Source organism: Pseudomonas sp. Pseusp21, from assembly GCF_059492145.1.
Genome location: NZ_CP168520.1, coordinates 1,399,494 through 1,425,670, shown reverse-complemented (window position 1 = coordinate 1,425,670; position 26,177 = coordinate 1,399,494). Strand labels below are relative to the sequence as shown.

The following is a 26,177-nucleotide window of genomic DNA, read 5'->3' as shown; positions in this document are numbered from 1 at the left end:
CGCTCAGTAAACCCAAACCTCAACCCGCCGATTCTTGATCCGGCCTTCATCCCCATTGTTGGTCGCCACCGGCATCAGCGCGCCAAACCCGCGCACCTCGCGCAACACCACGCCGTTTTTCACCAACTCCCGGCGTACCGCCATCGCCCGCAGCTTCGACAGCAAATCCGCCCGCGCCGGGTCGTCCTTGGCGTCGCCGAATCCCACCAGTGTTACCGCGCGGTCGGTCTTGTCGTGGTGCTTTATATAGTCGAACACCCGGGCCAGATCCTGACGGGCCTTGTTGTCGAGGCTGGCGCTGCCTTCTTCGAAACGGAAGTTCACGGTCAGACGCTGGGCGTGGCGGCTGAGGGATTGATAACCCTCGGGCATCAGCGCATTCGGCGTGACGGCGATGGCCTGCACGGTCTGGGCAATAAAACCGTTGGCCGCGACAATCGCCTGGCCCCGACGGCTTTGCGCAAACTCCACCAAGGCCTTCGCCCAGGGATTGTTGCTGTCGGGTGGCAGATAGAAGAACAACCGTCGCGACAGCGGATAGTCTTCGGTGGCGATCAGGCTGGCGAGTGGCAGCATCGCCTGGGATTGCCCGTCGACAATCGCCACGGCCTTGGCCTGACGCACATAGGGCAGGCCGATGAAACCGATGGCCTGAGGATCGGCACTGACCGCGTCGGACAATTGTTCGCTGGATTCAAACCGTTTCGCGGCATTGCTCAGGGATTTCCCGCGACGGCTGAGAACAAGTTCCTTGAAGGTGTCGTAGGTGCCGGACTGATCATCCCGCGCATATAAATGAATCGTCCCACCCTTGCTGCCGACGTCTTCCCACGTCTTCGCCTCGCCACTGAAGATCCGCGCCAGTTGTTCGGTGTTCAATTGATTCAGCGGATTGTCGGGATGAAGGATGATCGCCAGGCCATCGATGGCAATGACTTGCTCGGCGTCGGGACTTTTCAGATCGCCCCGGGCTTGCAGGTTCAGCAGTTCGCTGTCCTTGATCGGGCGCGAAGAGGCGGCCAGATCGGCGCTGGCGTTCTTGAGTGCAGTGAAACCGGTGCTCGAGCCGTGGGCAGCGATTTCCACCACGACCCTCTGGCCCTGGGCCGTCAGGCCGACGACCCGTTGTTCGTTGGCGGTGTCCGGGGTTTCGCTGTGGACTTTCAACAGCCCCTGATCTTGCAACAGGCCTTCCACCAGCGCCGGGCCGAGCGCCGCGCCAATGGTGTTGGAACCCTGGATGCGCAATACCGGGCCGTTCTCGGGAATGGGCAACGCCGCAAACCCAACCTGCAGCCAGGCGCTCAGGAGAAAGACGAACAGAACACGCAGGGTCATGCCGGCACCGATTGCAGCCAAGGGGATTGCCGGGGAGATTAAGTCAGGGAGGTTGCTGAAAGATGACAGGACAGAAGATCACCACCGCTGGCTGTGATCTTCTGCTTTCAAGCGAATCAGCTCAATTCCAGCCAGATCGGCGCATGGTCCGAAGGCTTTTCCATCCCGCGCAGTTCATAGTCGACGCCGGCGGCTTTCACCCGTGGCAGCAAACCGTGGGACGCCAGAATCACATCGATGCGCAGGCCCCGTTTCGGCTCGTCTTCAAACCCGCGGCTGCGGTAGTCGAACCAGCTGAACGTGTCGGTCACGTCCGGGTTCAGGTGACGGAAACTGTCGGTCAGGCCCCAGTTTTTCAGGCGGGCCATCCACTCGCGCTCTTCCGGCAGGAAGCTGCATTTGCCGGTTTTCAGCCAGCGTTTCATGTTGTCCGGGCCGATGCCGATGTCGCTGTCTTCCGGAGAGATGTTGACGTCGCCCATCACCACCAGCGGCTGCTCGTTGTGGAACTGGCTCTCCAGCAGGGCTTGCAGGTCGCTGTAGAAACGCTGTTTGGCCGGGAATTTGGTCGGATGGTCGCGGCTTTCGCCCTGTGGGAAATAGCCGTTCATGATCGTCACCGGCACGCCGTTGGCGTCGGCGAATGTGCCCCAGATAAAGCGCCGCTGTGCGTCTTCTTCATCGGTGGCAAAACCTTTGTGTACGGCAATCGGTTCCTGGCGCGAGAGCAGGGCGACGCCGTAATGGCCTTTCTGGCCGTGGAAATACACGTGATAACCCAGGGCCCGCACTTCATCCAGCGGGAACTGGTCGTCGTGGACCTTGGTTTCCTGCAGGCCGATGACGTCCGGCTGATGCTTTTCGATCAGCGCCGCCAGCTGATGCGGACGGGCCCGCAGTCCGTTGATGTTGAAGGAAACGATCTTCATGGTCGGCAGTCCTGGCAAAAGGGCGATGCTAGCTGACATGTAGGATCTGGGCCAGCGTGGCGGTAGTCCATATGCGCTGCTAATGTCTTTCGGATGTGGGAACGATCCCTTCTGCCCAAGGCTCGTATAAAAAGAACGGGGCCTCTTGAGTCCCGTCCAGGGAGAATCACCGTCATGCCTGAAACCCAAACCGCTGTTGCCGACATTCATATGCTCGACCGCGGCTATTCCCGTGAAGCGCGATCCCTTCTTTATCAGGCCTATCGTCACGAGCCGACCTTCGCTTACCTGTTCGAAGCCGAGCGTCCGGGTTACGAGCAACGGGTGCGCGCCACGGTGCGGGAGCTGGTCAAACAGCATTTCCTGCAGGATCTGCCGGCCATCGGCCTGTTGGTCAACGACCGCTTGATCGGCATCGCCCTGATTGCGCCGCCGCAACGTCGTCTGGGCGTCACCGAGAGCTGGGCCTGGCGTTTGCGCATGGTGCTGAGCACCGGTTTCCGCTGCACCCGGCGTTATCTGGAATATCACGCCGCCGTTGAGGCCTGCGTGCCGACCGACTCGGTGCACATGCTGCCGCTGCTCGGCGTGCATCCACAATTTCAGGGCAAGCATTTCGGCGAGCAACTGCTGCAAGCGGTGCACAACTGGTGCGCGGTGGACGAAAGCTCCCAAGGCGTGATTCTCGACACCGGCAACCCGCGCTATCTGGAGTTCTACAAGCGTCAGGGTTACGAGGAAATCGGCGAAGTGGCCGTCGGCCCGGTTCGCGAGCACGTGTTTTTCCACGCCACCCCGCAGGTGTTACAAACAGCAACGGGATGACCATCGAACTTTTTCGGAAATTTCCTGTTCTATCACGCTCCCAAGCCCGTGATAGCATCCGCGCCTATGAAGTTTCCAGGAAGATTTACCAGTGGCGTGCTCATGCTGTTAACCAGCTGCGCGGCGCTGGCGCAAAGTGAATTGGATGTGCGGATCAAACCGTCCAACGATGAACTGAAAGCCAATATAGAAGGCTATATCGGCAGTCTCGGCGATCGTGACGAAGAAGCCTTGCAGCGCTTCAGTCGCGGCGCCGAAGAACAGGCGCGCAAGGCGGCCCAGGCCTTGGGTTATTACCAGCCGCAGATCGAAAGTGACGTCAAGGGCGGTGAAAAACCGCGTCTGGTGCTGAACATCGATCCCGGCGAGCCGATTCGCCTGCGCAACGTGACCGTGCGTGTTGACGGTCCGGCGGCCTCTCTCAAATCCTTTCGAGTCCCCAAGAGTGACGTGCTCAAGCCCGGCGCGGTGCTCAACCATGGGCGTTACGAAGACGCCAAGCGCCTGATTCAGAACCAGGCCTCGCGTTATGGCTTCTTCAGTGGCCGTTTCACCAGCCAGAAATTGATGGTCGATCCACGCGCCGGGGTCGCCGATGTCGAACTGATCTACGAAAGCGGCCCGCGTTATGCGCTGGGCAAGGTCAGCTTCGAAGGCGACACCCCGTTCGACGAAGACCTGCTACAACGCATGGTGCCGTTCAAGGCCGGCGAGCCGTATGACTCCGAGCTGATCGCCGAACTCAACCGCGACCTGCAATCGAGCGGATATTTTGAAGGCGTGCGGGTCGACGCCGCGCCGACCGCCGCGAAAAACGGCGTGATCCCGGTGGACGTCAAACTCGACACCCGCAAGCCGCGCACCATGGGCCTGGGGCTGGGTTATTCCACCGACGTCGGCCCGCGCATCAAGGCCAACTGGACCCGCCACTGGGTCAACCCGCAGGGCGACAGTTATGGCTGGGAGGCCGAACTATCGGCGCCACGGCAGAACGTCGGTCTGTTCTACGACGTCCCGCTGGACCCGCCGCTGACCGACAAACTGCGCTGGGCCGGCGGTTATCAATACGAGGACATCGACGGTTCCGACACCTTGAGCAAGCTGCTGACTTTCGGCCCGGAATGGCACAGCAAATTGCCCAGCGGCTGGCAGCGAGTGATCTCGCTGAAATGGCAGCGCGAGGAATACCAGCTCGGAGACGACTCCGGTCTGAGCACCTTGCTAATGCCCGGCGTCAGCTATTCCTACCTCAAGAGTGACAACCGCATCGACCCGCACAACGGCTATCGCCTGACCTTCGAAAGCAAGGTTGCGAAAGAAGGCCTCGGCTCCGACAACAACCTGGTTTACGGCACGGCGCTGGTCAAAGGCCTGACCACCGTGTTCGACAAGCACCGTCTGCTCGGTCGGGTACAGGTCGGCGGCAGCGCCACCAACGGCTACAAGTCAGTGCCGCCTTCACTGCGCTTCTTCGCTGGTGGCGATCAGAGCGTGCGCGGTTACGACTATCAGAGCCTGTCCCCGGAGAACTCCGAGGGCGACCGTATCGGCGGGCGCTACATGGTGGCCGGCAGCGTCGAATATCAATATTCGATTGCCGAGAAGTGGCGCGTGGCGACCTTCGTCGATCAGGGCAACTCTTTCAATAAGCTCGAACTGCCGAACCTCAAGACCGGGGTCGGTATCGGTGTGCGCTGGGTTTCGCCAGTGGGGCCGATCCGCCTCGACCTGGCCCACGCGCTGGACGACGATGGCGGCATCCGGCTGCACTTTTCCATGGGGCCTGAGCTGTGAAGCGTGGTTTGAAAATATCGGCGCTGGCGCTGTTGTCGCTGGTGCTGCTGATTGTATTGAGCATTACCGTTGTCCTCGGAACGCAGGCCGGCAGCCGTTGGGTGCTGGGTCTGGTGCCGGGTTTGAGCGTCGACAATTTTCAGGGTCGCCTCGGCGGGCAGTGGAGCGCCGATCATCTGCTGTGGCAGCAGGACAGCAGCCGCGTCGAACTGGACAAGCCGATCTTCGAATGGTCGCCGCTGTGTCTGACGCGCATGACGTTGTGCATCGAACAGCTCAAGGCCGATACCGTCAGCCTGCAATTCCCGCCGAGCGAAGAAGTCACCGAAAGCGGCCCGATCAAGCTTCCTGATCTGCAATTGCCCGTGGCCATTGAGCTGGGCGACGTGCAGGTCGGCAGCCTGTTGTTCAACGGCAGCGAAGAATTGAAAGGCCTGCAACTGGCGGCGCACTGGACGGCCAAAGGCATGCAGATCGACAGCGTGAAACTGCAACGCGACGAGTTGAGCCTGAACCTCTCCGGCCTGCTACAACCGACCGGCAACTGGCCGCTGAACATCACCGGTGATCTGACCTTGCCGTCGCCGGCGCCCGAGCCGTGGACGCTGGCGCTGAAAATCGACGGCGACCTGCTAAAAACCCTCAACCTTAACGCCGACAGCCGTGGCTACCTCGACGGCCAGTTGAGCGGCGAACTGCAACCGTTGGCGGAAAACCTGCCGGCCAAAGTGCGGATCACCTCGGAGGCGTTCAAGCCGAGTGCGGATCTGCCGGACACGCTGCAATTCAATCAACTGCTATTGACCGGCGAAGGCGACCTGAAAAACGGTTACCAATTGCTCGGCAATGCGACGCTGCCTGCCGATAAAGGCCCGGTAGCGCTGTTGCTCAAAGGCAAGGTCGACGCCAACGGTGCACAGATTGCCGGCCTCGATCTGACGGCCAACGACAAGCAAAGCCTCAAGCTCACTGGCAATGTCGACTGGAGCAAAGGCCTCAGCGCCCAGGCCAATATCAACTGGCTGGATTTCCCCTGGCACCGGCTCTATCCGGAAATCGACGAGCCGCAGGTCACGTTGCGTACCTTCACCGGCGAAGTCTCCTACACCGACGGTCAGTACCTCGGTAACTTCGCCGCCGCTGCAGATGGTCCGGCGGGGGCGTTCAGCCTGAGCAGTCCGTTCAGTGGCAATCTCAAGCAGATCTTCCTGCCGCAACTGAAACTCGAAGCCGGGCAGGGCAAGGCCGAAGGCCATGTGAACGTGCAGTTCGCCGATGGTATCGCCTGGGACACCGCGCTGGAGCTGTCGGCGCTCAACCCGGCGTATTGGGTCGCGGAGCTGCCGGGCACCCTGGCCGGCCCGTTGAAGAGCAAAGGCGAAATGAAGAACGAGCGCCTGAGCCTGAATGCCGACCTCGATCTGAAAGGCAAACTGCGCGGCCAACCGGCGATCCTGCAAGCCAAGGCCGACGGCGCGGGCGAGCAGTGGAATCTGAATGCCCTGCAAATTCGCCTCGGCGACAACAGCATCAACGGCAAGGGCAGCCTGCAACAGAAGCTCACCGGGCAGATCGACATCAAACTGGCGCGTCTGGCCCAGCTCTGGCCGCAGCTGCGCGGGCAGATCAACGGTCGGGTCGATGTTGCCGGTACGCTCAAGGCACCGCAGGGCAAGCTCGGTCTGCAAGGTTCGCAACTGGCGTTCCAGGACAATCGCCTGCAAAGCCTTAACCTCGATGCCACCCTCGACAGCGCGCAACGGGCGAAAATCGACCTCAAGGGCAGCGGGATTCAGGCCGGCGACACGTCGCTGGGCACCCTGACCGCCAGCGCTCAGGGCGATATCAAAAGCCAGAAACTCAACCTCGACCTGCTCGGGCCGAAGCTGAAACTGGCGCTGGGCCTGGACGGCAATCTGGACAAGGGCAACTGGCGCGGGCGTCTGGCCAGCGGTGACATTCAGGCCGGCGGTCAGGACTGGAAACTGCAAAACCCGGCGAAACTCGAGCGTCTGGCCGACGGCAAGATCAACTTTGGCACCCATTGTTGGATGTCCGGCAATGCCAGCCTGTGCGGTGAAGATCAGCGCCTGATGCCGGAGCCGAAGCTGCGTTATCACCTCAAGCAATTCCCGATCGATAGCCTGGCGCAATGGCTGCCGAAGGATTTCGCCTGGCAGGGCAAGCTCAACGCCGACCTGCAACTGGACCTGCCGGCCAGCGGCCCGAATGGCCAGATCAGCGTCGATGCCAGCGGCGGCACCTTGCGCATGCGCGAGAAGGATCAGTGGGTCGACTTCCCGTACCAGACCCTCAAGCTCACCAGCAAACTCACGCCCAAGCGCATCGACACTGATCTCAACTTCGTCGGCGGCAAGCTCGGTGAACTGATGGTGCAGGCGCAGCTCAATCCGCTGCCGAAGAACAAACCGCTCAGCGGTACATTCCGCCTCAGCGGGCTTGATCTGTCGGTGGCGCGGCCGTTTGTGCCGATGGTCGAAAAACTCACCGGGCGCCTGAACGGCAGCGGCACGATTTCCGGTGGCCTGCTCGCGCCGCTGGTCAACGGCACCGTGCAGCTCAGCGACGGCGAAGTGTCCGGGCCGGAGTTGCCGATCGAGCTGCAAGCGTTGCAACTGCAAGCGGTGATCGCCGGTGAGGCTGTGCAATTGAACGGCGGCTGGAAAAGCGGCAAGAGCGGGCAGGGCAGTCTGAACGGCAACATCGCCTGGGGTCAGGCGCTGGTGGTGGATCTGGCGCTCAAGGGCACGCAATTGCCGGTCACGGTCGAGCCCTACGCGAAACTGGAGGTAGCGCCGGACCTGAAGATTTCCATGGCCGGCGATGAGCTGGCGATTGCCGGCAAGGTGCTGGTACCGAAAGGCGAAATCACTGTGCGGGAACTGCCGCCATCGACGGTGAAAGTCTCCGATGACACGATCATCGTCGGCGCGCAGACCGAAGAGGGCAAGCCGCCGCTGGCGATGAAAATGGACATCGATGTGGTGGTCGGCCAGGACAAATTGAGCTTCGCCGGATTCGGCCTGACCGCGAACCTGCAAGGCCAGGTGCACATCGGCGACAACATGGATACTCGCGGCGAACTGTGGCTCAACGACGGACGCTACCGCGCCTACGGCCAGCGCCTCACGGTACGTCGCGCGCGTCTGCTGTTCGCCGGGCCGCTGGATCAGCCGTATCTGGACATCGAAGCGATTCGCCAGACCGATGACGTGATCGCAGGCATCCGCCTGAGCGGCAGCGCCGAGCAGCCGACGACACAGATCTTCTCGGAACCGGCCATGAGCCAGGAACAGGCGCTGTCTTATCTGGTGCTGGGACGTCCGCTGAGCACCACCGGCGAGGACAACAACATGCTCGCGCAGGCCGCGCTCGGCCTGGGCCTGATGGGCAGTTCCGGGGTCACCAGCAGTCTGGCCAGCGACCTGGGCATTCAGGACTTCCAGCTCGACACCCAGGGCAGCGGCAACACCACCAGCGTGGTGGCCAGCGGCAACATCTCGGAAAAACTCAGCCTGCGCTATGGCGTCGGCGTGTTCGAGCCGGCCAACACCATCGCCTTGCGTTACAAACTGAGCAAAAAGGTTTACCTCGAAGCCGCCAGCGGCGTGGCCAGTTCGCTGGACATCTTCTACAAGCGGGATTTCTAGCCCGCTTTCCCTCTCCTCCTGATCGTTCCCACGCTCCGCGTGGGAATGCAGCCCGGGACGCTCCGCGTCCCATTCAACGGCGGATGCAGAGCGTCCCTTTATGCATTCCCACGCAGACGGTTCGACGCCTCGACGTGGGAACGATCTTGCGCGGTCAGTTATCGGCTAATTACAAAGCAACCTAACTATTACGTTGACATTCGCTGCCTAGGCAGTAACATCTCGACATACATTCACTGCCTAGGCAGTTATTAGGTGAGCACATGAAGCATTTCACCCCAGACGAATTCCAGCATTGCCATCTCGGCCTGTTGCTCGGCCGTGCCGCTTTACTCAAGGACAAGATCATCGACACCCACATGGAACCCCACGGCATCACCGCCGCGCAGTTCAAGGTGTTGATCATCATGGCCCAGTTCGGCGTCGACACCCCGGCCGAGCTGTGCCGGCACCTGTCGCTGGACAGCGGTTCGATGACCCGCATGCTCGATCGTCTGGAGCAGAAAGGTTTTCTGGTTCGCCAACGCAGCGAAGGCGATCGCCGTCAGGTGCAACTCAAACTCACCGAGCAGGGCCAGCAACTGGCCGATCGCCTGCCGCACATCGGTGCCGATGCCATGAACGAACTGGCCGGCGCCGTGACCCCGGACGAGTTGAAAACCCTGGAATACATCCTCAAGAAAATTTTGCTGGCAGCCGGTGACCCCATCACCATCCAGCGGTTAGGTGAACACAATGAGCGGTAAAACCTTGCGCAGCAGCCTGACACTGGTGCTGTCGGCGATGATCCTCGCCGGTTGCGCCAACTACAGTGGCCTCGATACCCAGGGCGCGAGTCTCGATGCGAAAACCCTGAAAGCCGGGCAATCGCTCAACGGCGTGACCCTGTCCCAGGCCGCCTGGCCGAAGAGCGACTGGTGGACCAGCCTCGGCGATCCGCAGCTCGACGGCCTGATTCGCGAAGCCCTGAAAGACAGCCCGGACATGCAGATCGCCGACGCCCGCGCCCATCAGGCCAGCGCCGCCGCGTATGCCGCCGATGCCGAGCGTTATCCGACCCTCGACGCCAGCGCCGGCATCAGCCGTTCGCGTCTGGCCAAGGACCAGGACCCGTTGGGGCAGGGTGGGGCTTACTCCACCGTGCGCAACATCAGCGCCGGCTTCAATTACAACTTCGACCTGTGGGGTGGTCAGCGTGACGCCTGGGAAGCTGCACTCGGTCAGGCCCGCGCCGCCGAAGTCGACCGTCAGGCCGCGCAACTGACCCTCGCCGCCGACGTGGCTCGGGCCTACAGCGATCTGGGTCAGGCGCACATCGTTTATGACCTGGCCAACGAAGATTTGAAGCGCACCAAACAGATGCTCGACCTGAGCCAGCGTCGTTTGAGTTCGGGGATCGACAGCCAGTACCAGTTCCAGCAGACCCAAAGTCTGGAAGCCAGCTCCGAAGCCAGCCTGATCGACGCCGAAAAACGCCTGAACAGCGCAAAAATCGCCCTGGCCGTGCTGCTCGGCAAAGGCCCGGATCGCGGCAACGAAATCGCTCGGCCGAAAGTCCTGCAAGCCAGCGCTGTCGCACTGCCATCGATGCTGCCGGCCGAACTGCTGGGCCGTCGCCCGGATCTGGTCGCGGCGCGCTGGCGTGTCGAGGCGGCAAGCAAGGACATCGACTCGGCCAAGACCCGCTTTTATCCCAACCTGAACCTCTCGGCTTCGGCCGGTGCCGAATCCTTGTTGGGGGACGCGATGTTCGGTTCCGCCAGTCGCTTCTTCAACATTGCCCCGACGATTTCGGTGCCGATCTTCGATGGCGGACGTCTGCGCGCCAACCTCGATGCCCGCGACGCCGATTACGACCTCGCCGTGGCGCAGTACAACAAAAGCCTGGTGAAAGCCCTGGGCGATGTCAGCGACACGATCAACCAGTTGCGTGACATCGGCCGGCAGATCGGCGCCCAGCAGCACGCGACCGAGATTGCCCAGGATTCTTACAACACCGTCGTCCAGCGTTACGGTTCCGGCATCGGCAACTACCTGGACGTGCTCAGCATCGAGCAGCAATTGCTGCAGGCCCAGCGTCAGCTGGCCAACCTGAATGCCGAGCAGATCGACCTGTCGATTCAACTGATGCAAGCGCTGGGCGGCGGCTTCCAGGGTGAAACCCTGACCGCAGCCAACGCCACCCCAGCCACGCCGCACAACTAATTCAAGGTACTTGTCATGGCCACTGCCGAAAACACACAAGCTCAAGACAACGCCCAGGACACTGGCAATCCGCGCAAACGCAAGGTGATGCTGCTGGTGCTGGCCGTTGTGGTTGCCCTCGCCGGTGCCGGCGTCTGGGCGTATCACGAATTCATCCGGCGCTGGAGCGAAAGCACCGACGACGCCTACGTCAACGGCAACGTGGTGGAAATCACCCCGCTGGTGACCGGCACCGTGGTCAGCATCGGTGCCGACGATGGCGATCTGGTGCATGAAGGCCAGGTGCTGATCAACTTCGACCCGAACGACGCCGAAGTCGGTCTGCAAAGTGCCAAGGCCAATCTGGCCCGCACCGTGCGTCAGGTGCGCGGCCTGTACAGCAACGTCGACGGCATGAAGGCCCAGGTCAATGCGCAACAGGCCGAAGTGCAGAAAGCCCAGGACAACTTCAACCGGCGGAAAAACCTCGCGGCCGGCGGGGCGATTTCCCAGGAAGAACTGTCCCACGCTCGCGATGACCTGACCTCGGCGCAAAACGCCCTGGCCAATGCCAAACAGCAGCTGAAAACCACCAGCGCGCTGGTCGATGACACCGTGGTCTCCTCGCACCCGGACGTGATGGCCGCCGCCGCGCAACTGCGTCAGGCCTACCTGACCAACGCACGCAGCACCTTGATCGCGCCGGTCACCGGTTATGTCGCCAAGCGCACCGTGCAGCTTGGCCAGCGTGTGCAGCCGGGCACCGCGCTGATGGCGGTGATTCCGCTGGATCAGCTGTGGATCGACGCCAACTTCAAGGAAACCCAGCTGCGTGACATGCGCATCGGCCAACCGGTGGAGATCGAGTCGGACATCTACGGCAGCGACGTCAAGTTCAGCGGCACCATCGACAGCCTCGGCGCGGGCACCGGCAGCGCGTTCGCCCTGTTGCCGGCGCAGAACGCCACCGGTAACTGGATCAAGATCGTGCAACGTGTGCCGGTACGGATTCACGTCAACGCCGAAGAGCTGGCCAAACACCCGCTGCGCGTCGGCCTGTCGACCAATGTCGAGGTCAACCTGCACGACCAGAGCGGTCCGGTACTGGCCCAGCAGCCGCCGCAAAAGGCCTCGTTCAGCACCAACGTCTACGACCGCCAACTGGCCGAAGCCGACGCGATGATCACCCAGTTGATCCACGACAACAGCGCGGCGGTCAGCAAGACTGCGCAACGCTGATCTCTTTCCCCCTGTGGGAGCGGGCTTGCTCCCACAAAGGGCAGCTGTGTCCGTAACAGACACGGCGCCAACCCGGCTTCATAGGATTCGCGATGAGCAATAACGCCTCTTTTACGCCGCCCAGCCTGTTGCTCAGCACCATCGGCCTGTCGCTGGCGACCTTCATGCAGGTGCTCGACACCACCATCGCCAACGTGGCGTTGCCGACCATTTCCGGCAACCTCGGCGTGAGTTCGGAGCAGGGCACCTGGGTCATCACCTCGTTCGCCGTGAGCAACGCCATTGCGCTGCCGCTCACCGGCTGGCTGAGCCGTCGCTTCGGCGAGGTGAAGCTGTTTCTGTGGGCGACCATCCTGTTTGTGCTGGCTTCGTTCCTCTGCGGTATCTCCACGTCGATGCCGGAACTGATCGGCTTCCGCGTGCTGCAAGGCCTGGTGGCCGGGCCGTTGTACCCGATGACCCAGACACTGCTGATTGCGGTGTATCCGCCGGCGAGGCGGGGCATGGCCCTGGCGTTGCTGGCGATGGTTACGGTGGTGGCGCCGATTGCCGGGCCGATCCTCGGCGGCTGGATCACCGACAGTTACAGCTGGCCGTGGATTTTCTTCATCAACGTGCCGATCGGGATCTTCGCGGTGATGGTGGTGCGCCAGCAGCTGGCCAAACGCCCGGTGGTCACCAGCCATCAGCCGATGGATTACGTCGGGCTGATCACGCTGATCATCGGCGTGGGCGCGTTGCAGGTGATCCTCGACAAGGGCAATGACCTGGACTGGTTCGAGTCGAACTTCATCATCATCGGCGCGGCGATTTCGGTGATCGCGCTGGCGGTGTTCGTGATCTGGGAAATGACCGACCAGCATCCGGTGGTCAACCTGCGGCTATTTGCCTATCGCAACTTCCGCATCGGCACGCTGGTGCTGGTGTTGGGTTACGCCGGGTTCTTCGGCATCAACCTGATCCTGCCGCAGTGGTTGCAGACCCAGATGGGCTACACCGCGACCTGGGCCGGTCTGGCGGTGGCACCGATCGGTATTCTGCCGGTGCTGCTGTCGCCGTTTGTCGGCAAGTACGCGCACAAGTTCGACCTGCGCCTGCTGGCCGGGCTGGCGTTCTTGGCGATCGGTCTGAGCTGCTTCATGCGCGCCGAGTTCACCAACGAAGTGGACTTCCAGCACATCGCTCTGGTGCAGCTGTTCATGGGGATTGGCGTGGCGCTGTTCTTCATGCCGACCCTGAGCATTCTGATGTCGGACCTGCCGCCGAGCCAGATTGCCGATGGTGCGGGTCTGGCGACGTTCCTGCGGACGCTGGGCGGCAGCTTTGCGGCGTCGTTGACTACGTGGATCTGGATTCGCCGGGCGGATCAGCATCATGCCTACATGAGCGAGAGTATCAGCACCTTCGAACCAGCGACTCGCGAGACCTTGCATTCGCTGGGTGGCGCGAGCCAATCGGCCTATGCGCAGATGGATCAGATCCTCACCAGTCAGGCGTACATGCTCTCCACCGTGGATTACTTCACGTTGCTGGGCTGGGGGTTCATGGGGTTGATTCTGATTGTGTGGCTGGCTAAGCCGCCGTTTGCTGCGAAGGCAGGGCCGGCCGCCAGCGGTCACTAAGTCAGGCAGATCGTTCCCACGCTCTGCGTGGGAATGCAGCCCGGGACGCTCCGCGTCCCATGCCGAAGCGGACGCGGAGCGTCCATTGAGGCATTCCCACGCAGAGCGTGGGAACGATCAACTAAGTCCGGGAACGATCAGACGGTGGCGGGGGCGGGCAGTGCTGGCGGCGGTGCGAAGTCGAATGGCGCCAACGCAAACCCGTTCTCATCCACCTGCAACGCCCAACCCTGACGATCCCAATCCCCCAGCACAATTCGCTTCGCCGCCTGATCGCCGATCTGCAACTTGTGGATCGCCGGGCGATGGGTGTGTCCGTGAACCAGGGTTTTCACCCCATACTCCTGCATGATTCGCGGAATTTCCTCCGGCGTGACATCGACGATGTCATTGGCCTTCATCCGCGTCTGCGCCCGGCTTTCGTTGCGCAGCTTGCGCGCAAGTTTGTGCCGGGTGCGCAACGGCAGGTTGCGCAGGATGAACAGGCTCAGCGGGTTGCGCAGGTAGCGGCGCAGCTTCATGTAGGCTTCGTCGCGGGTGCACAGGCTGTCGCCGTGCATCAGCAATACGGGCTCGCCGTAAAACTGCACGACACTCGGGTCCTTCAACAGCGTGCAGCCGGCCTGCTTGCAGAAGGCCTTGCCGAGCATGAAGTCGCGATTGCCGTGCATCAGAAATATCGCCGTGCCGCTGTCGCTGAGTTCGCGCAGGGCCTGGCAGATGGAACGCTGGAAGGGCGTCATGGCGTCGTCGCCAATCCACGCTTCGAAGAAGTCGCCCAGAATGTACAACGCACTCGCCGAGCGGGCGCGTCCGGCGAGCAAATCCAGAAACGCCCGGGTAATGTCCGGGCGCTCCTCCTCCAGATGCAAGTCTGAAATCAGCAATATCACGCTTCGATGATCTCGGCTTTCTCGATGATCACGTCGTCTGCGGGTACGTCCTGGTGGCCTGCCTTGGACGTGGTGGAAACGCCTTCGATCTTGTCGACAACGTCGGTGCCCGAAACCACTTTACCGAACACGGCATAACCCCAGCCCTGAGCGGTCTTGGCGGTGTGGTTCAGGAAGCTGTTGTCGGAGGCGTTGATGAAGAACTGTGCCGAAGCCGAATGCGGGTCCATGGTGCGGGCCATGGCGATGGTGTACTTGTCGTTCTTCAGACCGTTGTCGGCTTCGTTCTGGATGCTCGGGCTCTTGTCTTTCTTTTCTTTCATGCCTGGCTCGAAACCGCCGCCCTGGATCATGAAGCCTTTGATTACGCGGTGGAACACGACGTTCTCGTAGTGACCTTTCTTGACGTATTCGATGAAGTTGGCGGTGGTGAGAGGCGCCTTTTCAGCGTTCAGTTCGATGACGATGTCACCGAAGTTGGTGGTCAATTTAACTTGAGTCATGATCGATGCTCTTTATAAGGAATTCGTGGGTATTGGGACATTTGGGCCCCGTACCGGTTCAGCCCGTGAGGGCCAAGGTGCGCAGTTTAGCGTGACAGGCGCGAATTTCGAGGCTGTTTTTCAAAACCCGGCGATTAAATGCATTCCTTTTAAGCCCTGCTCTGTCAGGGGCTTGACAGCATCGGCTATGATAGCCGCTTTGTTTTGTCAGGCCCGTGTCCCGGCCGCGCACTGTACGTTCAAGGATCCTATGAGCAAGCCCACTGTCGACCCTACCTCGAATTCCAAGACCGGCCCCGTTACGCCGGTCAATTTCCTGCGCCCGATCATCCAGGCGGACCTGGACTCGGGTAAGCACACGCAGATCGTCACCCGTTTCCCGCCTGAGCCCAACGGCTACCTGCACATCGGCCACGCCAAGTCGATCTGTGTGAACTTCGGCCTGGCCCAGGAGTTCGGCGGCGTCACTCACCTGCGTTTCGACGACACCAACCCGGCCAAGGAAGACCAGGAATACATCGACGCGATCGAAAGCGACGTCAAATGGCTGGGCTTCGAATGGTCCGGCGAAGTGCGCTACGCCTCGCAATATTTCGACCAGTTGCACGACTGGGCCGTCGAGCTGATCAAGGCCGGCAAGGCCTACGTCGACGACCTGACGCCCGAGCAAGCCAGGGAATACCGCGGCAGCCTGACCGAGCCGGGCAAGAACAGCCCGTTCCGCGACCGTTCGGTGGAAGAGAACCTGGACTGGTTCGCCCGGATGCGCGCCGGTGAGTTCCCGGACGGTGCCCGCGTGCTGCGCGCCAAGATCGACATGGCCTCGCCGAACATGAACCTGCGCGACCCGATCATGTACCGCATCCGCCACGCCCATCACCACCAGACCGGTGACAAGTGGTGCATCTACCCGAACTACGACTTCACCCACGGTCAGTCGGACGCCATCGAAGGCATCACCCACTCGATCTGCACCCTGGAGTTCGAAAGCCATCGTCCGCTGTACGAGTGGTTCCTCGACGCACTGCCAGTGCCGGCGCACCCGCGTCAGTACGAGTTCAGCCGTCTGAACCTCAACTACACCATCACCAGCAAGCGCAAGCTCAAGCAACTGGTTGACGAGAAACACGTCAACGGCTGGGACGATCCGCGCATGTCCACGCTGTCGGGCTTCCGCCGCCGTGGCTACACCCCGGCATCGATCCGCAACTTCTGCGAGATGATCGGCACCAACCGTTCCGACGGCGTGGTCGACTTCGGCATGCTCGAGTTCAGCATCCGTCAGGACCTGGACGCGAACGCCCCGCGCGCCATGTGCGTGCTGCGTCCGTTGAAAGTCGTGATCACCAACTACCCGGAAGGCCAGATCGAGAACCTCGAACTGCCGCGTCATCCGCAGAAAGAAGAACTTGGCGTGCGCCAGCTGCCGTTCGCCCGTGAAATCTACATCGACCGCGATGACTTCATGGAAGAACCGCCAAAAGGCTACAAGCGCCTGGAGCCGAACGGCGAAGTGCGTCTGCGCGGCAGCTACGTGATCCGTGCCGACGAAGCGATCAAGGACGCCGACGGCAACATCGTCGAACTGCGTTGCTCCTACGATCCGGACACCTTGGGCAAGAACCCTGAAGGCCGCAAGGTCAAGGGCGTGATCCACTGGGTGCCGGCCGCTGCCAGCATCGAGTGCGAAGTGCGTCTGTACGATCGCCTGTTCCGTTCTCCGAACCCGGAGAAGGCCGAAGACAGCGCGAGTTTCCTGGACAACATCAACCCTGACTCACTGCAAGTGCTGACCGGTTGTCGTGCTGAACCCTCGCTGGGCAACGCACAGCCGGAAGACCGTTTCCAGTTCGAGCGCGAAGGCTACTTCGTCGCGGATATCAAGGACTCGAAACCAGGTCAGCCGGTATTCAACCGTACCGTGACCCTGCGCGATTCGTGGGGCCAGTGATCAAGTCTTAAGGAAACACCGTGCTTACGATCTACAACACGCTCACCAAGAGCAAAGAAGTCTTCAAGCCGCTGGATGGCAACAAGGTGCGCATGTACGTCTGCGGGATGACCGTGTACGACTACTGCCACCTGGGCCACGGCCGCAGCATGGTCGCGTTCGACCTGGTGACCCGCTGGTTGCGGTTCAGCGGTTATGACCTGACCTACGTGCGCAACATCACCGACATCGACGACAAGATCATCAACCGGGCCAACGAGAACGGCGAGTCGTTCGAAGCGTTGACCGAGCGCATGATCGCGGCGATGCACGAAGACGAAGCGCGCCTGAACATCCAGAAGCCGGACATGGAGCCGCGCGCCACGGATCACATCCCTGGCATGCACGCGATGATCCAGACCCTGATCGACAAGGGTTACGCCTACGCCCCGGGCAATGGCGACGTGTACTACCGCGTCGGCAAGTTCATGGGCTACGGCAAGCTGTCGCGCAAGAAGATCGAAGACCTGCGCATCGGTGCGCGGATCGAGGTCGACGAAGCCAAGGAAGATCCGCTGGACTTCGTGCTGTGGAAAGGCGTCAAGCCGGGCGAGCCGAGCTGGGAATCGCCGTGGGGCGCCGGGCGTCCGGGCTGGCACATCGAGTGCTCGGTGATGTCCACCTGCTGCCTCGGTGAGACTTTCGACATTCATGGCGGCGGCAGCGATCTCGAGTTCCCGCACCATGAAAACGAAATCGCCCAGAGCGAAGCGGCCACCGGCAAGACCTACGCCAACGCGTGGATGCATTGCGGCATGATCCGTATCAATGGCGAGAAGATGTCCAAGTCCTTGAACAACTTCTTCACCATTCGCGACGTGCTCGATAAGTACCACCCGGAAGTCGTGCGTTACCTGTTGGTGTCGAGCCACTACCGCAGCGCGATCAACTACTCGGAAGACAACCTCAAGGACGCCAAGGGCGCACTGGAGCGTTTCTACCACGCGTTGAAAGGCCTGCCGAACGTGGCGCCGGCTGGCGGCGAAGCGTTCGTCGAGCGCTTCACCACGGTGATGAACGACGACTTCGGCACGCCGGAAGCCTGCGCGGTACTGTTCGAGATGGTCCGTGAGATCAACCGTCTGCGTGAGAGCGATCTCGATGCCGCGGCCGGTCTGGCGGCGCGCCTGAAAGAACTGGCCAGCGTGCTGGGTGTGTTGCAGCTCGAAGCCGACGACTTCCTGCAAGCTGGTGCCGAAGGGCGCGTGGATGCAGCCGAAGTCGAGGCGCTGATCGCTGCGCGTCTGGCGGCACGTGCCGGCAAGGACTGGGCCGAATCCGACCGCATCCGCGACCAGCTCACCGCCATGGGCGTGGTGCTGGAAGACGGCAAGGGCGGCACGACCTGGCGTCTGGCTGACTGATTGCTGCGCCTGTTACAAACAAAACCCGCCTTGTGCGGGTTTTTGTTTTTCGGTTCGCATTGATCGTTCCCACGCTCCGCGTGGGAATGCAGCCCGGGACGCTCCGCGTCCCATGCCGAAGCGGACGCGGAGCGTCCAATGAGGCGTTCCCACGCAGACGGTTCGACGCCTCGACGTGGGAACGATCCAGACAATGTGTGATTGCTTTTGGCATTCGCATAGGTCTTGATAGCGCACGCGGCAGGATGCTCATCAGCGGCGAATCCGGAAGGGAGGAATCATGGCTAATCACTATCGCGAGTTGGTATCGACACCCGGCGCGACCGGGCTGATCCTCGCGAGCTCTATTGCCCGACTGCCCCAGGCAATGATCGGCATCGGCATCATCACCATGCTGGTGCAGCAGACCGGCGTTTACTGGCTGGCCGGCGCAGTCGCCGGTACGTTTACCCTGGCCAATGCGCTGCTCGGCCCGCGCATCTCGAAACAGGTTGATCGGCGAGGCCAGAGTCGCGTGCTGCCCGTCGTCACGGCGTTCAGCATCGTCATGTTGCTGGCGCTGATTGTTGCCGTGCACCTGAGGGCGCCGGCCGCGCTGTTTTTTGTGCTGGCGGCACTGGCGGGGACGATGCCGAGCATGCCGTCCATGATCCGCGCACGCTGGACGCAGCTGTTTCGTGGCAAGCCACAACTGCACACCGCGTTCTCGCTGGACACGGTTCTCACCGAACTGGCCTACATCATCGGCCCGCCACTGGCGATCGGTTTGAGCGTGAGTTTTTTCGCGGAAGCCGGGCCGCTGGTGGCGGTGGGGTTGCTGGCCGTCGGCGTGACGGCGTTTCTCATGCAGCGTCAGACCGAACCGAAAGTCGTGGCGGGCAACCGGAAAAACAGTGGTTCGACCCTGCTGATTCCCGGCGTTCGCACCATTGTCCTGGCACTGCTGGCGATGGGCGCCATTGGCGGATCGATCGATGTCGCCGTTGTAGCGTTCGCCAATGCCCAGGGCTGGCCAGCGTCCGCCACCTTCATCCTCGCCGCCTATGCGTTCGGCTCGCTGGTGGCGGGCCTGACCTTCGGCGCGTTGCGGGTTTCGCTAGCGATTGAAAAGCAGTTCTTTATCGGGATCCTGGTCACGGCAGTCACCGGCGTATTGCCGATTTTCTCACCGGACGTTTATGTCCTTACCGCGATGCTGTTTATCGCCGGCATCTCGTTCGCGCCGACCATGGTTGTGGTCATGAAGCTGGGGACGATCATCATTCCTGCCGCGAGGATGACCGAAGGCCTGACGTGGATGACCACCGGAATCAGCATCGGCGTGGCGCTCGGCGGCATGCTGGCGGGGCTGGTGATTGATGCTTTTGGTGCACGGGCAGGGTTCGCGGTCGCGATTGCTGCAGGTCTGATGATGATGGTCGTGGTGCTGATGGGCCTGCGGACGTTGGCGGCCGCATCGGCTGCGCCTGTTGAGCCGACCGTTTCGGCCTGACCGGCTATGGGGGCGCTCAGCTTTCAAGCTGCCGCAATCGCTTGTACAGCGTATTGCGGCTCACCCCCAATCGCCGAGCCAGGTGGGAAATATTCCCGCCGGCCAGTTGCAACTCCCGGTTCAGCGCCTCGGCATCGTTCAGGTCGATGCCCAACGGCTCGGCCGCTTCAACCGGCTCCATCTCCAGATCGACAAAAAAATCGTCCGGCAAATGCTCGGGCCTAATCGGTTGCTCCTCGGCCATCGCCAGCGCCACCTGCATCACGCTGCTGACCTGACGCAGATTGCCCGGCCACGGGTGCCGCTCGAACAGCTCCAGCACCTCACGACTCAATCCCGCCCACTGCGACGGCTCGCGATGTTGTTCCCACAGGCGTTTGAACAGCGCCTGCTTGTCGCTGCGCTCGCGAAGCGGTGGTAATTCGAGAGTCAGGCCGCCGATGCGGTAGTACAAGTCTTCGCGAAAGCGCCCCAGTTGCACCTGTTCCCGAAGCGAACGGTTGGTGGCGGAGATGATCCGCAGATCCACCGGGAACAGCTCGCTGCTGCCCACCGGTTGCACGCAGCGCTCCTGCAGCACCCGCAACAGCCGGGCCTGGGTCGGCAGCGGCATGTCGCCGATCTCGTCGAGGAACAGCGTGCCTTTGTCGGCCTTGCGGATCAGGCCGATGCTGCCTTTCTGGTTGGCGCCGGTGAACGCGCCTTTCTCATAGCCGAACAGCTCGGACTCCACCAGTTCGGCGGGGATCGCCGCGCAGTTGACGGCAATGAACGCCTGTTTGCTGCGGGAGCTGGCCTGATGCAGGGCTTTGACGAACACTTCCTTGCCGACCCCGGTTTCCCCGTGAATAAGCAGCGGGATGTCCTTTTCCAGCAGACGTTCGGCCTGGCGCACGGCTTTCTCCACGCGGCTGTCGCCGAAGTGCAAAGTGCTCAGGCTGATGGCCGTCGGTGCGGCGACTTTCGGTTCGGCGGTTCTTGTTTCAGTGAAGACACGCGCCTGAACCGGCGCCTGTTTAGGTCGCTTCAACAAACACTGGAAACGATTGCGCCCGGAGGTCTGCAAGGCGAACGGCAAACCGTCCGGCTGATTGATCAACTCCAGCAACGAGACCTTGAACAGACTCTCAACGCTGACCCGCGACAAGCGCACACCCAGCAGATTGTCGGCCCGACGGTTGGCCGACAGCACCTGACCGCTCTCATCAAAGATCAGCAGCCCGGCCCACTGGCTGTCGAGATTGTTCAACCCGGTGTTGAAGGTCAGTTGAAAGTGCTGGCCATGGAACAGGTTGAGGATCAGCCGGTTTTCCACGGTCTGGCTCATCATCTTGACCATGCCGAGGGTGTGCGAGGGCGGCAGGTAGCTGTCGCTGGACACATCGAGTACGGCGATGACCTTGCGCTCGGCATCGAAAATCGGTGCGGCGGAACCGGTCATGAAGCGGTTGGCCTTGAGAAAGTGTTCATCGTGTTCGATGTGCACCGCCTGCTCGCAGGCCAGCGCCGTGCCGATGGCGTTGGTGCCGCTGGCGCGTTCGATCCAACTCGCTCCCGGTTGAAAACCCCGCGCCAGACTCGGCTCGATAAAGCGTTGCGTGCCCCACGAGGTCAGCACCTGGCCCTGATTGTCGGCGAGCATGATCAGGCAGTTGGAATTGCTGAGGATGTTTTCGTAGTAGGGCAAGACTTCCTGGTGGGTGGTCTGCACCAGCGCGTGATGGCTGTCGAGCAGATGCGCGATGCCGGCGGCGGGCAACTGATCAAAGGCCGGGGCGCTTTGGTGATCCAGACCGAACGCGCGGCAACGTTGCCAGGAACTCTGGACGAGGGCGTCGTGGGACAGCGGCGGGGCAGGTGCGGCCATGATTGGCAGTCTCTGAAGGGTGCTTTGTTGTTTTTGTTATGGCTCGTTCGACGAGCAAAAAGCATCCATAGAGTGTTGTTCACTATTGTTCATTGTCAATCGCCAAACTGTTCAATTGTTCAGTCGCGACTGTTCACTTGTGTTCAGCTACGAACCACGGTTTGCGTGGCTTTCAGCGAATCTAACGGTAAATCAACAGCTTGCCGTTTCTGGCACGAATGTCGCTCTACAGGACAGGTCGCTTGACTCCAATAATAAAAAGGCCGAGCCATGTCACTCACCCTGGAGCACGTCTGCCGTACCGTCGAGGGCCAGACCTGGATCGACGATGCGAGCCTGAAATTCGAACCTGGATCTTTCAACGTTTTGCTCGGACGCACGCTGTCCGGCAAGACCAGTCTGATGCGCCTGATGGCCGGTCTGGACAAGCCCGACAGCGGCCGCATCCTGATGAACGGCGTCGACGTCACCCAGCGTCCGGTGCGTTTGCGCAACGTGTCGATGGTCTATCAGCAGTTCATCAATTACCCGACCATGACGGTGTTCGAGAACATCGCCTCGCCGCTGCGCCAGGCCGGGATCTCCAACGAACAGATCCAGAGCAAGGTGCAGGAAACCGCGAAGATGCTGCGCATCGAAAAGTTTCTGCAGCGTTATCCGCTGGAACTGTCCGGCGGCCAGCAGCAGCGTACCGCGATGGCGCGGGCGCTGGTCAAGGATGCCGAGCTGATTCTGTTCGACGAGCCGCTGGTCAACCTCGATTACAAGCTGCGCGAAGAGCTGCGCCAGGAAATGCGCGAGCTGTTCAAGGCGCGCCACACCATCGCCATCTATGCCACCACCGAACCCAACGAAGCGCTGGCGCTGGGCGGTACCACGACCATTCTGCACGAGGGCCGGGTGATCCAGAGCGGCCCGTCGACCGAGGTCTACCACCAGCCACAAACGGTGCTGGCCGCCGAATTGTTCTCCGAGCCGCCGATCAACCTGATGCCGGGGCGTATCGCCGGTAACGAAGTGAGTTTCGCCAACTTCGTGCACTTCCCGCTGAACGTCGATCTGCGGCCAGTGGGCGAGGGCGAGTTCCGTTTTGGTGTGCGCCCGAGTCATATCTCGCTGGTGCCGAGCAACGACGACGACCTGGAACTGGCGGTGACCGTCGAGGTGGCGGAAATCAGCGGTTCGGAAACCTTCCTGCACGTGCGCAACGAGCATTTTCTGCTGGTGTTGCATTTGCCGGGGGTTCACGAATACGACGTCGATGCGCCGATCCGCATCTACATTCCGACCCATAAACTGTTTGTGTTCGATGCGCAGGGCCGTCTGGTGCAGGCACCGGGCCGGCGCGTCGCGAGGGTTGCCTGATGGCCGAAATCCGTTTGCAGCACCTCGCCCACAGCTACAGCAAAACCCCGAGCGGGCCCGAGGACTATGCGATCCGCGAGATGGACCACATCTGGGAGCAGGGCGGCGCCTATGCCTTGCTCGGCCCTTCGGGTTGCGGCAAATCGACCTTGCTCAACATCATTTCCGGTCTGCTCAGCCCGTCCCAGGGCCATGTGCTGTTCGATGGCAAAGCGGTCAACGACCTGACCCCGGAGAAGCGCAATATCGCCCAGGTGTTCCAGTTCCCGGTGGTGTACGACACCATGACCGTGTTCGACAACCTGGCCTTTCCCCTGCGCAATCAGGGCCTGGCCGAGGCGAAAGTTCACAGCAAGGTGCAGGAAATCGCCGAAGTCCTCGACCTGCAAAACCTGTTGAGCAAAAAGGCGCGCAACCTCACCGCCGACGAAAAACAGAAAGTCTCCATGGGCCGTGGCCTGGTGCGCGATGACGTCTCGGCGATTCTGTTCGACGAGCCGCTGACGGTGATCGACCCGCACCTGAAATGGAAACTGCGGCGCAAGCTCAAGCAGATCCACGAGCAGTTCAACATCACCATGGTCTACGTAACTCACGATCAGCTGGAGGCTTCGACTTTTGCCGACAAGATCGCGGTGATGTACGGCGGCCAGATCGTCCAGTTCGGAACGCCACGGGAATTGTTCGAGCGGCCGAGCCACACCTTTGTCGGCTACTTCATCGGCAGCCCGGGGATGAACCTGATCGAAGTGCAACCGCAACCGGGCGGGGTCGGTTTCAATTCAACCCATCTGCCGCTGTCCGACGGCTTGCAGCGCCATATCGAACACGGCCAGTGGAAAAATCTGAAGGTCGGCATCCGTCCCGAGTTCATCCATGTGTGGGACGAGCCGTTTGATGACGCGATGCAGGCGCGGGTCGTACACGTCGAAGACCTCGGCACCTACAAGATCATGACCCTGGATCTGGACGGCGCACCGCTGAAAGTGCGCCTGGCCGAGGACAAACCGGTGCCCCAGGGCACTGCGTACATCAGTTTTCCGGCGCAGTGGCTGATGGTCTACGCCGACGAGTTTCTGCTGGATGCCACCGACAGCGAGGTACAGCCATGAACAAGGTGCAGAACAACAAGGCCTGGTGGCTGGTGTTGCCGGTGTTCCTGCTGGTGGCGTTCAGTGCCGTGATCCCGATGATGACCGTGGTCAACTATTCGGTGCAGGACATTTTCGACCAGTCCAGCCGCTACTTCGTCGGTGCCGACTGGTACAAGCAGGTGCTGCTCGATCCGCGTCTGCACGACTCGTTGCTGCGCCAGTTCATCTACTCGGCGTGTGTGCTGCTGATCGAAATCCCCCTCGGGATCGCCATTGCCCTGACCATGCCGACCAAGGGTCGCTGGTCGTCGGTGGTGCTGATCGTGCTGGCGATCCCGTTGCTGATTCCATGGAACGTAGTCGGCACCATCTGGCAGATTTTCGGCCGTGCCGACATCGGCCTGCTGGGGTCGAGCCTCAATGCCATGGGCATCAGCTACAACTACGCGGCCAACACCATGGACGCCTGGGTCACTGTGCTGGTGATGGACGTCTGGCACTGGACTTCGCTGGTGGCGCTGCTGTGTTTTTCCGGCTTGCGGGCGATTCCCGATGTGTATTACCAGGCCGCGCGCATCGACCGGGCCTCGGCCTGGGCTGTGTTCCGGCACATTCAGTTGCCCAAGTTGAAGAGCGTGCTGCTGATCGCGGTGATGCTGCGCTTCATGGACAGCTTCATGATCTACACCGAGCCGTTCGTGCTCACCGGTGGCGGGCCGGGCAACTCGACGACCTTCCTGAGTCAGACCCTGACCCAGATGGCCGTAGGCCAATTCGACCTGGGGCCGGCGGCGGCATTCTCGCTGGTGTACTTCCTGATCATCCTGCTGGTGTCCTGGCTGTTCTACACCGCCATGACCCACAACGATGCCAACCGCTGAGGCCCGGCCATGAGCAAAAGAAAGCTGATTCCCCTGCTGCTCTACATTCTGTTCCTGCTGGTGCCGATCTACTGGCTGCTGAACATGTCGTTCAAGAGCAACACCGAAATCCTCGGCGGACTGACCCTTTTCCCACAGGATTTCACGCTGGCGAACTACAAGGTGATCTTCACCGACCCGAGCTGGTACACCGGTTATATCAACTCGCTGTACTACGTCAGTCTGAACACGATCATTTCTCTGACCGTGGCACTGCCGGCGGCCTACGCGTTTTCACGCTACCGTTTTCTCGGCGACAAGCACCTGTTCTTCTGGCTGCTGACCAACCGCATGGCACCGCCGGCGGTGTTCCTGCTGCCGTTCTTCCAGCTGTATTCGTCGATCGGTCTGTTTGATACCCACATCGCCGTGGCGCTGGCGCACTGCCTGTTCAACGTGCCGTTGGCGGTGTGGATCCTCGAAGGTTTCATGTCCGGGGTGCCGAAGGAAATCGACGAAACCGCCTACATCGACGGCTACAGCTTTCCCAAGTTCTTCGTGAAGATCTTCATTCCGCTGATCGGCTCCGGCATCGGTGTGACAGCGTTTTTCTGCTTCATGTTTTCCTGGGTCGAGCTGCTGCTGGCGCGCACGCTGACCTCGGTGAACGCCAAACCGATCGCGGCGGTGATGACGCGCACGGTGTCGGCATCCGGGATTGACTGGGGCGTACTGGCGGCAGCGGGGGTGTTGACTATTCTCCCCGGCATGCTGGTGATCTGGTTCGTTCGCAACCACGTGGCCAAGGGCTTTGCCCTGGGCCGGGTCTGAGGAACTGATGATGGAATGGATGAGCTGGACCGTCCCGACGGCGGCGTTTTTCATCGTGATCGGGTTGATCCTGGTGGGCATGACCACCTGGGAACTGCGCTCGCCGAGCATCTTGCGGCGAGGGTTTCTGCCGATTGCCACCACCCGTGGCGATCGTTTGTTCATCGGTCTTCTCGGCAGCGCCTACCTGCATCTGCTGGTAATCGGCGTGACCGACTGGAGCATCTGGGTAGCGTCCGCGTTGTCCCTGGTGTGGCTGTTGGCTGTGATGCGTTGGGGCTAGTCGAATCGCTCGGCAATCGTGCTCCGAAAACCT

20 protein-coding genes are annotated in these 26,177 nt (G+C 61.3%); 15 read left to right on the top strand and 5 right to left on the bottom strand.

Annotated elements, in window-relative coordinates:
* Positions 1 to 3: 3 nt before the first annotated feature.
* Positions 4 to 1,338, bottom strand: a complete 1,335-nt coding sequence (locus ACEN93_RS06325; RefSeq protein WP_414882721.1) for a substrate-binding domain-containing protein — start codon at positions 1,336 to 1,338, stop codon at positions 4 to 6.
* 116 nt (positions 1,339 to 1,454) lie between these two features.
* Positions 1,455 to 2,267, bottom strand: a complete 813-nt coding sequence (gene xthA, locus ACEN93_RS06320; protein ID WP_085612688.1) for an exodeoxyribonuclease III — start codon at positions 2,265 to 2,267, stop codon at positions 1,455 to 1,457.
* A gap of 174 nt (positions 2,268 to 2,441) precedes the next feature.
* On the opposite strand from xthA, the gene ACEN93_RS06315 reads away from it, so the two are divergent.
* From ACEN93_RS06315 to ACEN93_RS06285, 7 genes are all read left to right on the top strand, one after another.
* Positions 2,442 to 3,092 carry a GNAT family N-acetyltransferase gene (locus ACEN93_RS06315; RefSeq protein ID WP_495611196.1) on the top strand — a complete coding sequence of 217 codons (651 nt, stop codon included), beginning with the start codon at positions 2,442 to 2,444 and terminating at the stop codon, positions 3,090 to 3,092.
* Between the two features lie 66 nt (positions 3,093 to 3,158).
* On the top strand, positions 3,159 to 4,886 hold the full coding sequence (locus tag ACEN93_RS06310) for an autotransporter assembly complex protein TamA (protein WP_495611195.1): 1,728 nt from the start codon (positions 3,159 to 3,161) through the stop codon (positions 4,884 to 4,886).
* Positions 4,883 to 8,557, top strand: coding sequence for a translocation/assembly module TamB domain-containing protein (locus ACEN93_RS06305; protein WP_495611194.1), 3,675 nt, complete (start codon positions 4,883 to 4,885; stop codon positions 8,555 to 8,557). The genes ACEN93_RS06310 and ACEN93_RS06305 overlap by 4 nt, the downstream gene beginning before the upstream one ends.
* 263 nt (positions 8,558 to 8,820) lie before the next feature.
* Complete coding sequence (locus ACEN93_RS06300; RefSeq protein WP_011334990.1) at positions 8,821 to 9,303, top strand: MarR family winged helix-turn-helix transcriptional regulator; 483 nt, start codon at positions 8,821 to 8,823, stop codon at positions 9,301 to 9,303.
* Positions 9,293 to 10,762, top strand: coding sequence for an efflux transporter outer membrane subunit (locus ACEN93_RS06295; protein WP_495611193.1), 1,470 nt, complete (start codon positions 9,293 to 9,295; stop codon positions 10,760 to 10,762). Before ACEN93_RS06300 ends, ACEN93_RS06295 begins: the two co-directional genes overlap by 11 nt.
* A 15-nt stretch (positions 10,763 to 10,777) precedes the next feature.
* Positions 10,778 to 11,980, top strand: a complete 1,203-nt coding sequence (locus tag ACEN93_RS06290; protein ID WP_495611192.1) for an HlyD family secretion protein — start codon at positions 10,778 to 10,780, stop codon at positions 11,978 to 11,980.
* A gap of 92 nt (positions 11,981 to 12,072) precedes the next feature.
* Entirely contained in the window at positions 12,073 to 13,602 is a 1,530-nt protein-coding gene (locus ACEN93_RS06285; protein ID WP_039767480.1) for a DHA2 family efflux MFS transporter permease subunit, read from the top strand.
* A gap of 137 nt (positions 13,603 to 13,739) precedes the next feature.
* Here ACEN93_RS06285 and lpxH read toward each other — a convergent pair whose 3' ends face one another.
* On the bottom strand, positions 13,740 to 14,495 hold the full coding sequence (lpxH, locus tag ACEN93_RS06280; RefSeq protein ID WP_210709773.1) for a UDP-2,3-diacylglucosamine diphosphatase: 756 nt from the start codon (positions 14,493 to 14,495) through the stop codon (positions 13,740 to 13,742).
* The gene (locus ACEN93_RS06275; protein WP_039767476.1) at positions 14,492 to 14,998 is read right to left on the bottom strand and encodes a peptidylprolyl isomerase; all 507 of its coding nucleotides are present in this window, start codon (positions 14,996 to 14,998) and stop codon (positions 14,492 to 14,494) included. The genes lpxH and ACEN93_RS06275 overlap by 4 nt, the downstream gene beginning before the upstream one ends.
* Before the next feature lie 250 nt (positions 14,999 to 15,248).
* Here ACEN93_RS06275 and ACEN93_RS06270 point away from each other — a divergent pair, with 250 nt between their 5' ends.
* From ACEN93_RS06270 to ACEN93_RS06260, 3 genes are all read left to right on the top strand, one after another.
* A complete protein-coding gene (locus ACEN93_RS06270) occupies positions 15,249 to 16,949 on the top strand; it encodes a glutamine--tRNA ligase/YqeY domain fusion protein (protein ID WP_074688980.1) in 1,701 nt (566 codons plus the stop codon).
* Positions 16,950 to 16,969: 20 nt separating this feature from the next.
* Complete coding sequence (gene cysS / locus ACEN93_RS06265) at positions 16,970 to 18,352, top strand: cysteine--tRNA ligase (protein ID WP_039767472.1); 1,383 nt, start codon at positions 16,970 to 16,972, stop codon at positions 18,350 to 18,352.
* A gap of 280 nt (positions 18,353 to 18,632) precedes the next feature.
* On the top strand, positions 18,633 to 19,844 hold the full coding sequence (locus ACEN93_RS06260) for an MFS transporter (protein WP_039767469.1): 1,212 nt from the start codon (positions 18,633 to 18,635) through the stop codon (positions 19,842 to 19,844).
* Between the two features lie 16 nt (positions 19,845 to 19,860).
* Here ACEN93_RS06260 and ACEN93_RS06255 read toward each other — a convergent pair whose 3' ends face one another.
* Positions 19,861 to 21,711 (bottom strand): sigma-54-dependent Fis family transcriptional regulator, encoded by a 1,851-nt coding sequence (locus tag ACEN93_RS06255; RefSeq protein WP_495611191.1) that lies wholly within the window; start codon positions 21,709 to 21,711, stop codon positions 19,861 to 19,863.
* A 270-nt stretch (positions 21,712 to 21,981) separates the two neighbouring features.
* Here ACEN93_RS06255 and ACEN93_RS06250 point away from each other — a divergent pair, with 270 nt between their 5' ends.
* From ACEN93_RS06250 to ACEN93_RS06230, 5 genes are read left to right on the top strand one after another with little or no spacing between them, the layout of a single operon-like run.
* Complete coding sequence (locus ACEN93_RS06250; RefSeq protein ID WP_039767464.1) at positions 21,982 to 23,076, top strand: ABC transporter ATP-binding protein; 1,095 nt, start codon at positions 21,982 to 21,984, stop codon at positions 23,074 to 23,076.
* Complete coding sequence (locus tag ACEN93_RS06245; RefSeq protein WP_007951488.1) at positions 23,076 to 24,188, top strand: ABC transporter ATP-binding protein; 1,113 nt, start codon at positions 23,076 to 23,078, stop codon at positions 24,186 to 24,188. The genes ACEN93_RS06250 and ACEN93_RS06245 overlap by 1 nt, the downstream gene beginning before the upstream one ends.
* Positions 24,185 to 25,051, top strand: a complete 867-nt coding sequence (locus ACEN93_RS06240) for a carbohydrate ABC transporter permease (protein WP_007951487.1) — start codon at positions 24,185 to 24,187, stop codon at positions 25,049 to 25,051. Before ACEN93_RS06245 ends, ACEN93_RS06240 begins: the two co-directional genes overlap by 4 nt.
* 9 nt (positions 25,052 to 25,060) lie before the next feature.
* A complete protein-coding gene (locus ACEN93_RS06235; RefSeq protein WP_007951486.1) occupies positions 25,061 to 25,861 on the top strand; it encodes a carbohydrate ABC transporter permease in 801 nt (266 codons plus the stop codon).
* 10 nt (positions 25,862 to 25,871) lie between these two features.
* Positions 25,872 to 26,144: a DUF2160 domain-containing protein gene (locus ACEN93_RS06230; RefSeq protein WP_039767461.1), complete on the top strand. Its 273-nt coding sequence runs from the start codon at positions 25,872 to 25,874 to the stop codon at positions 26,142 to 26,144.
* Positions 26,145 to 26,177 lie beyond the last annotated feature (33 nt).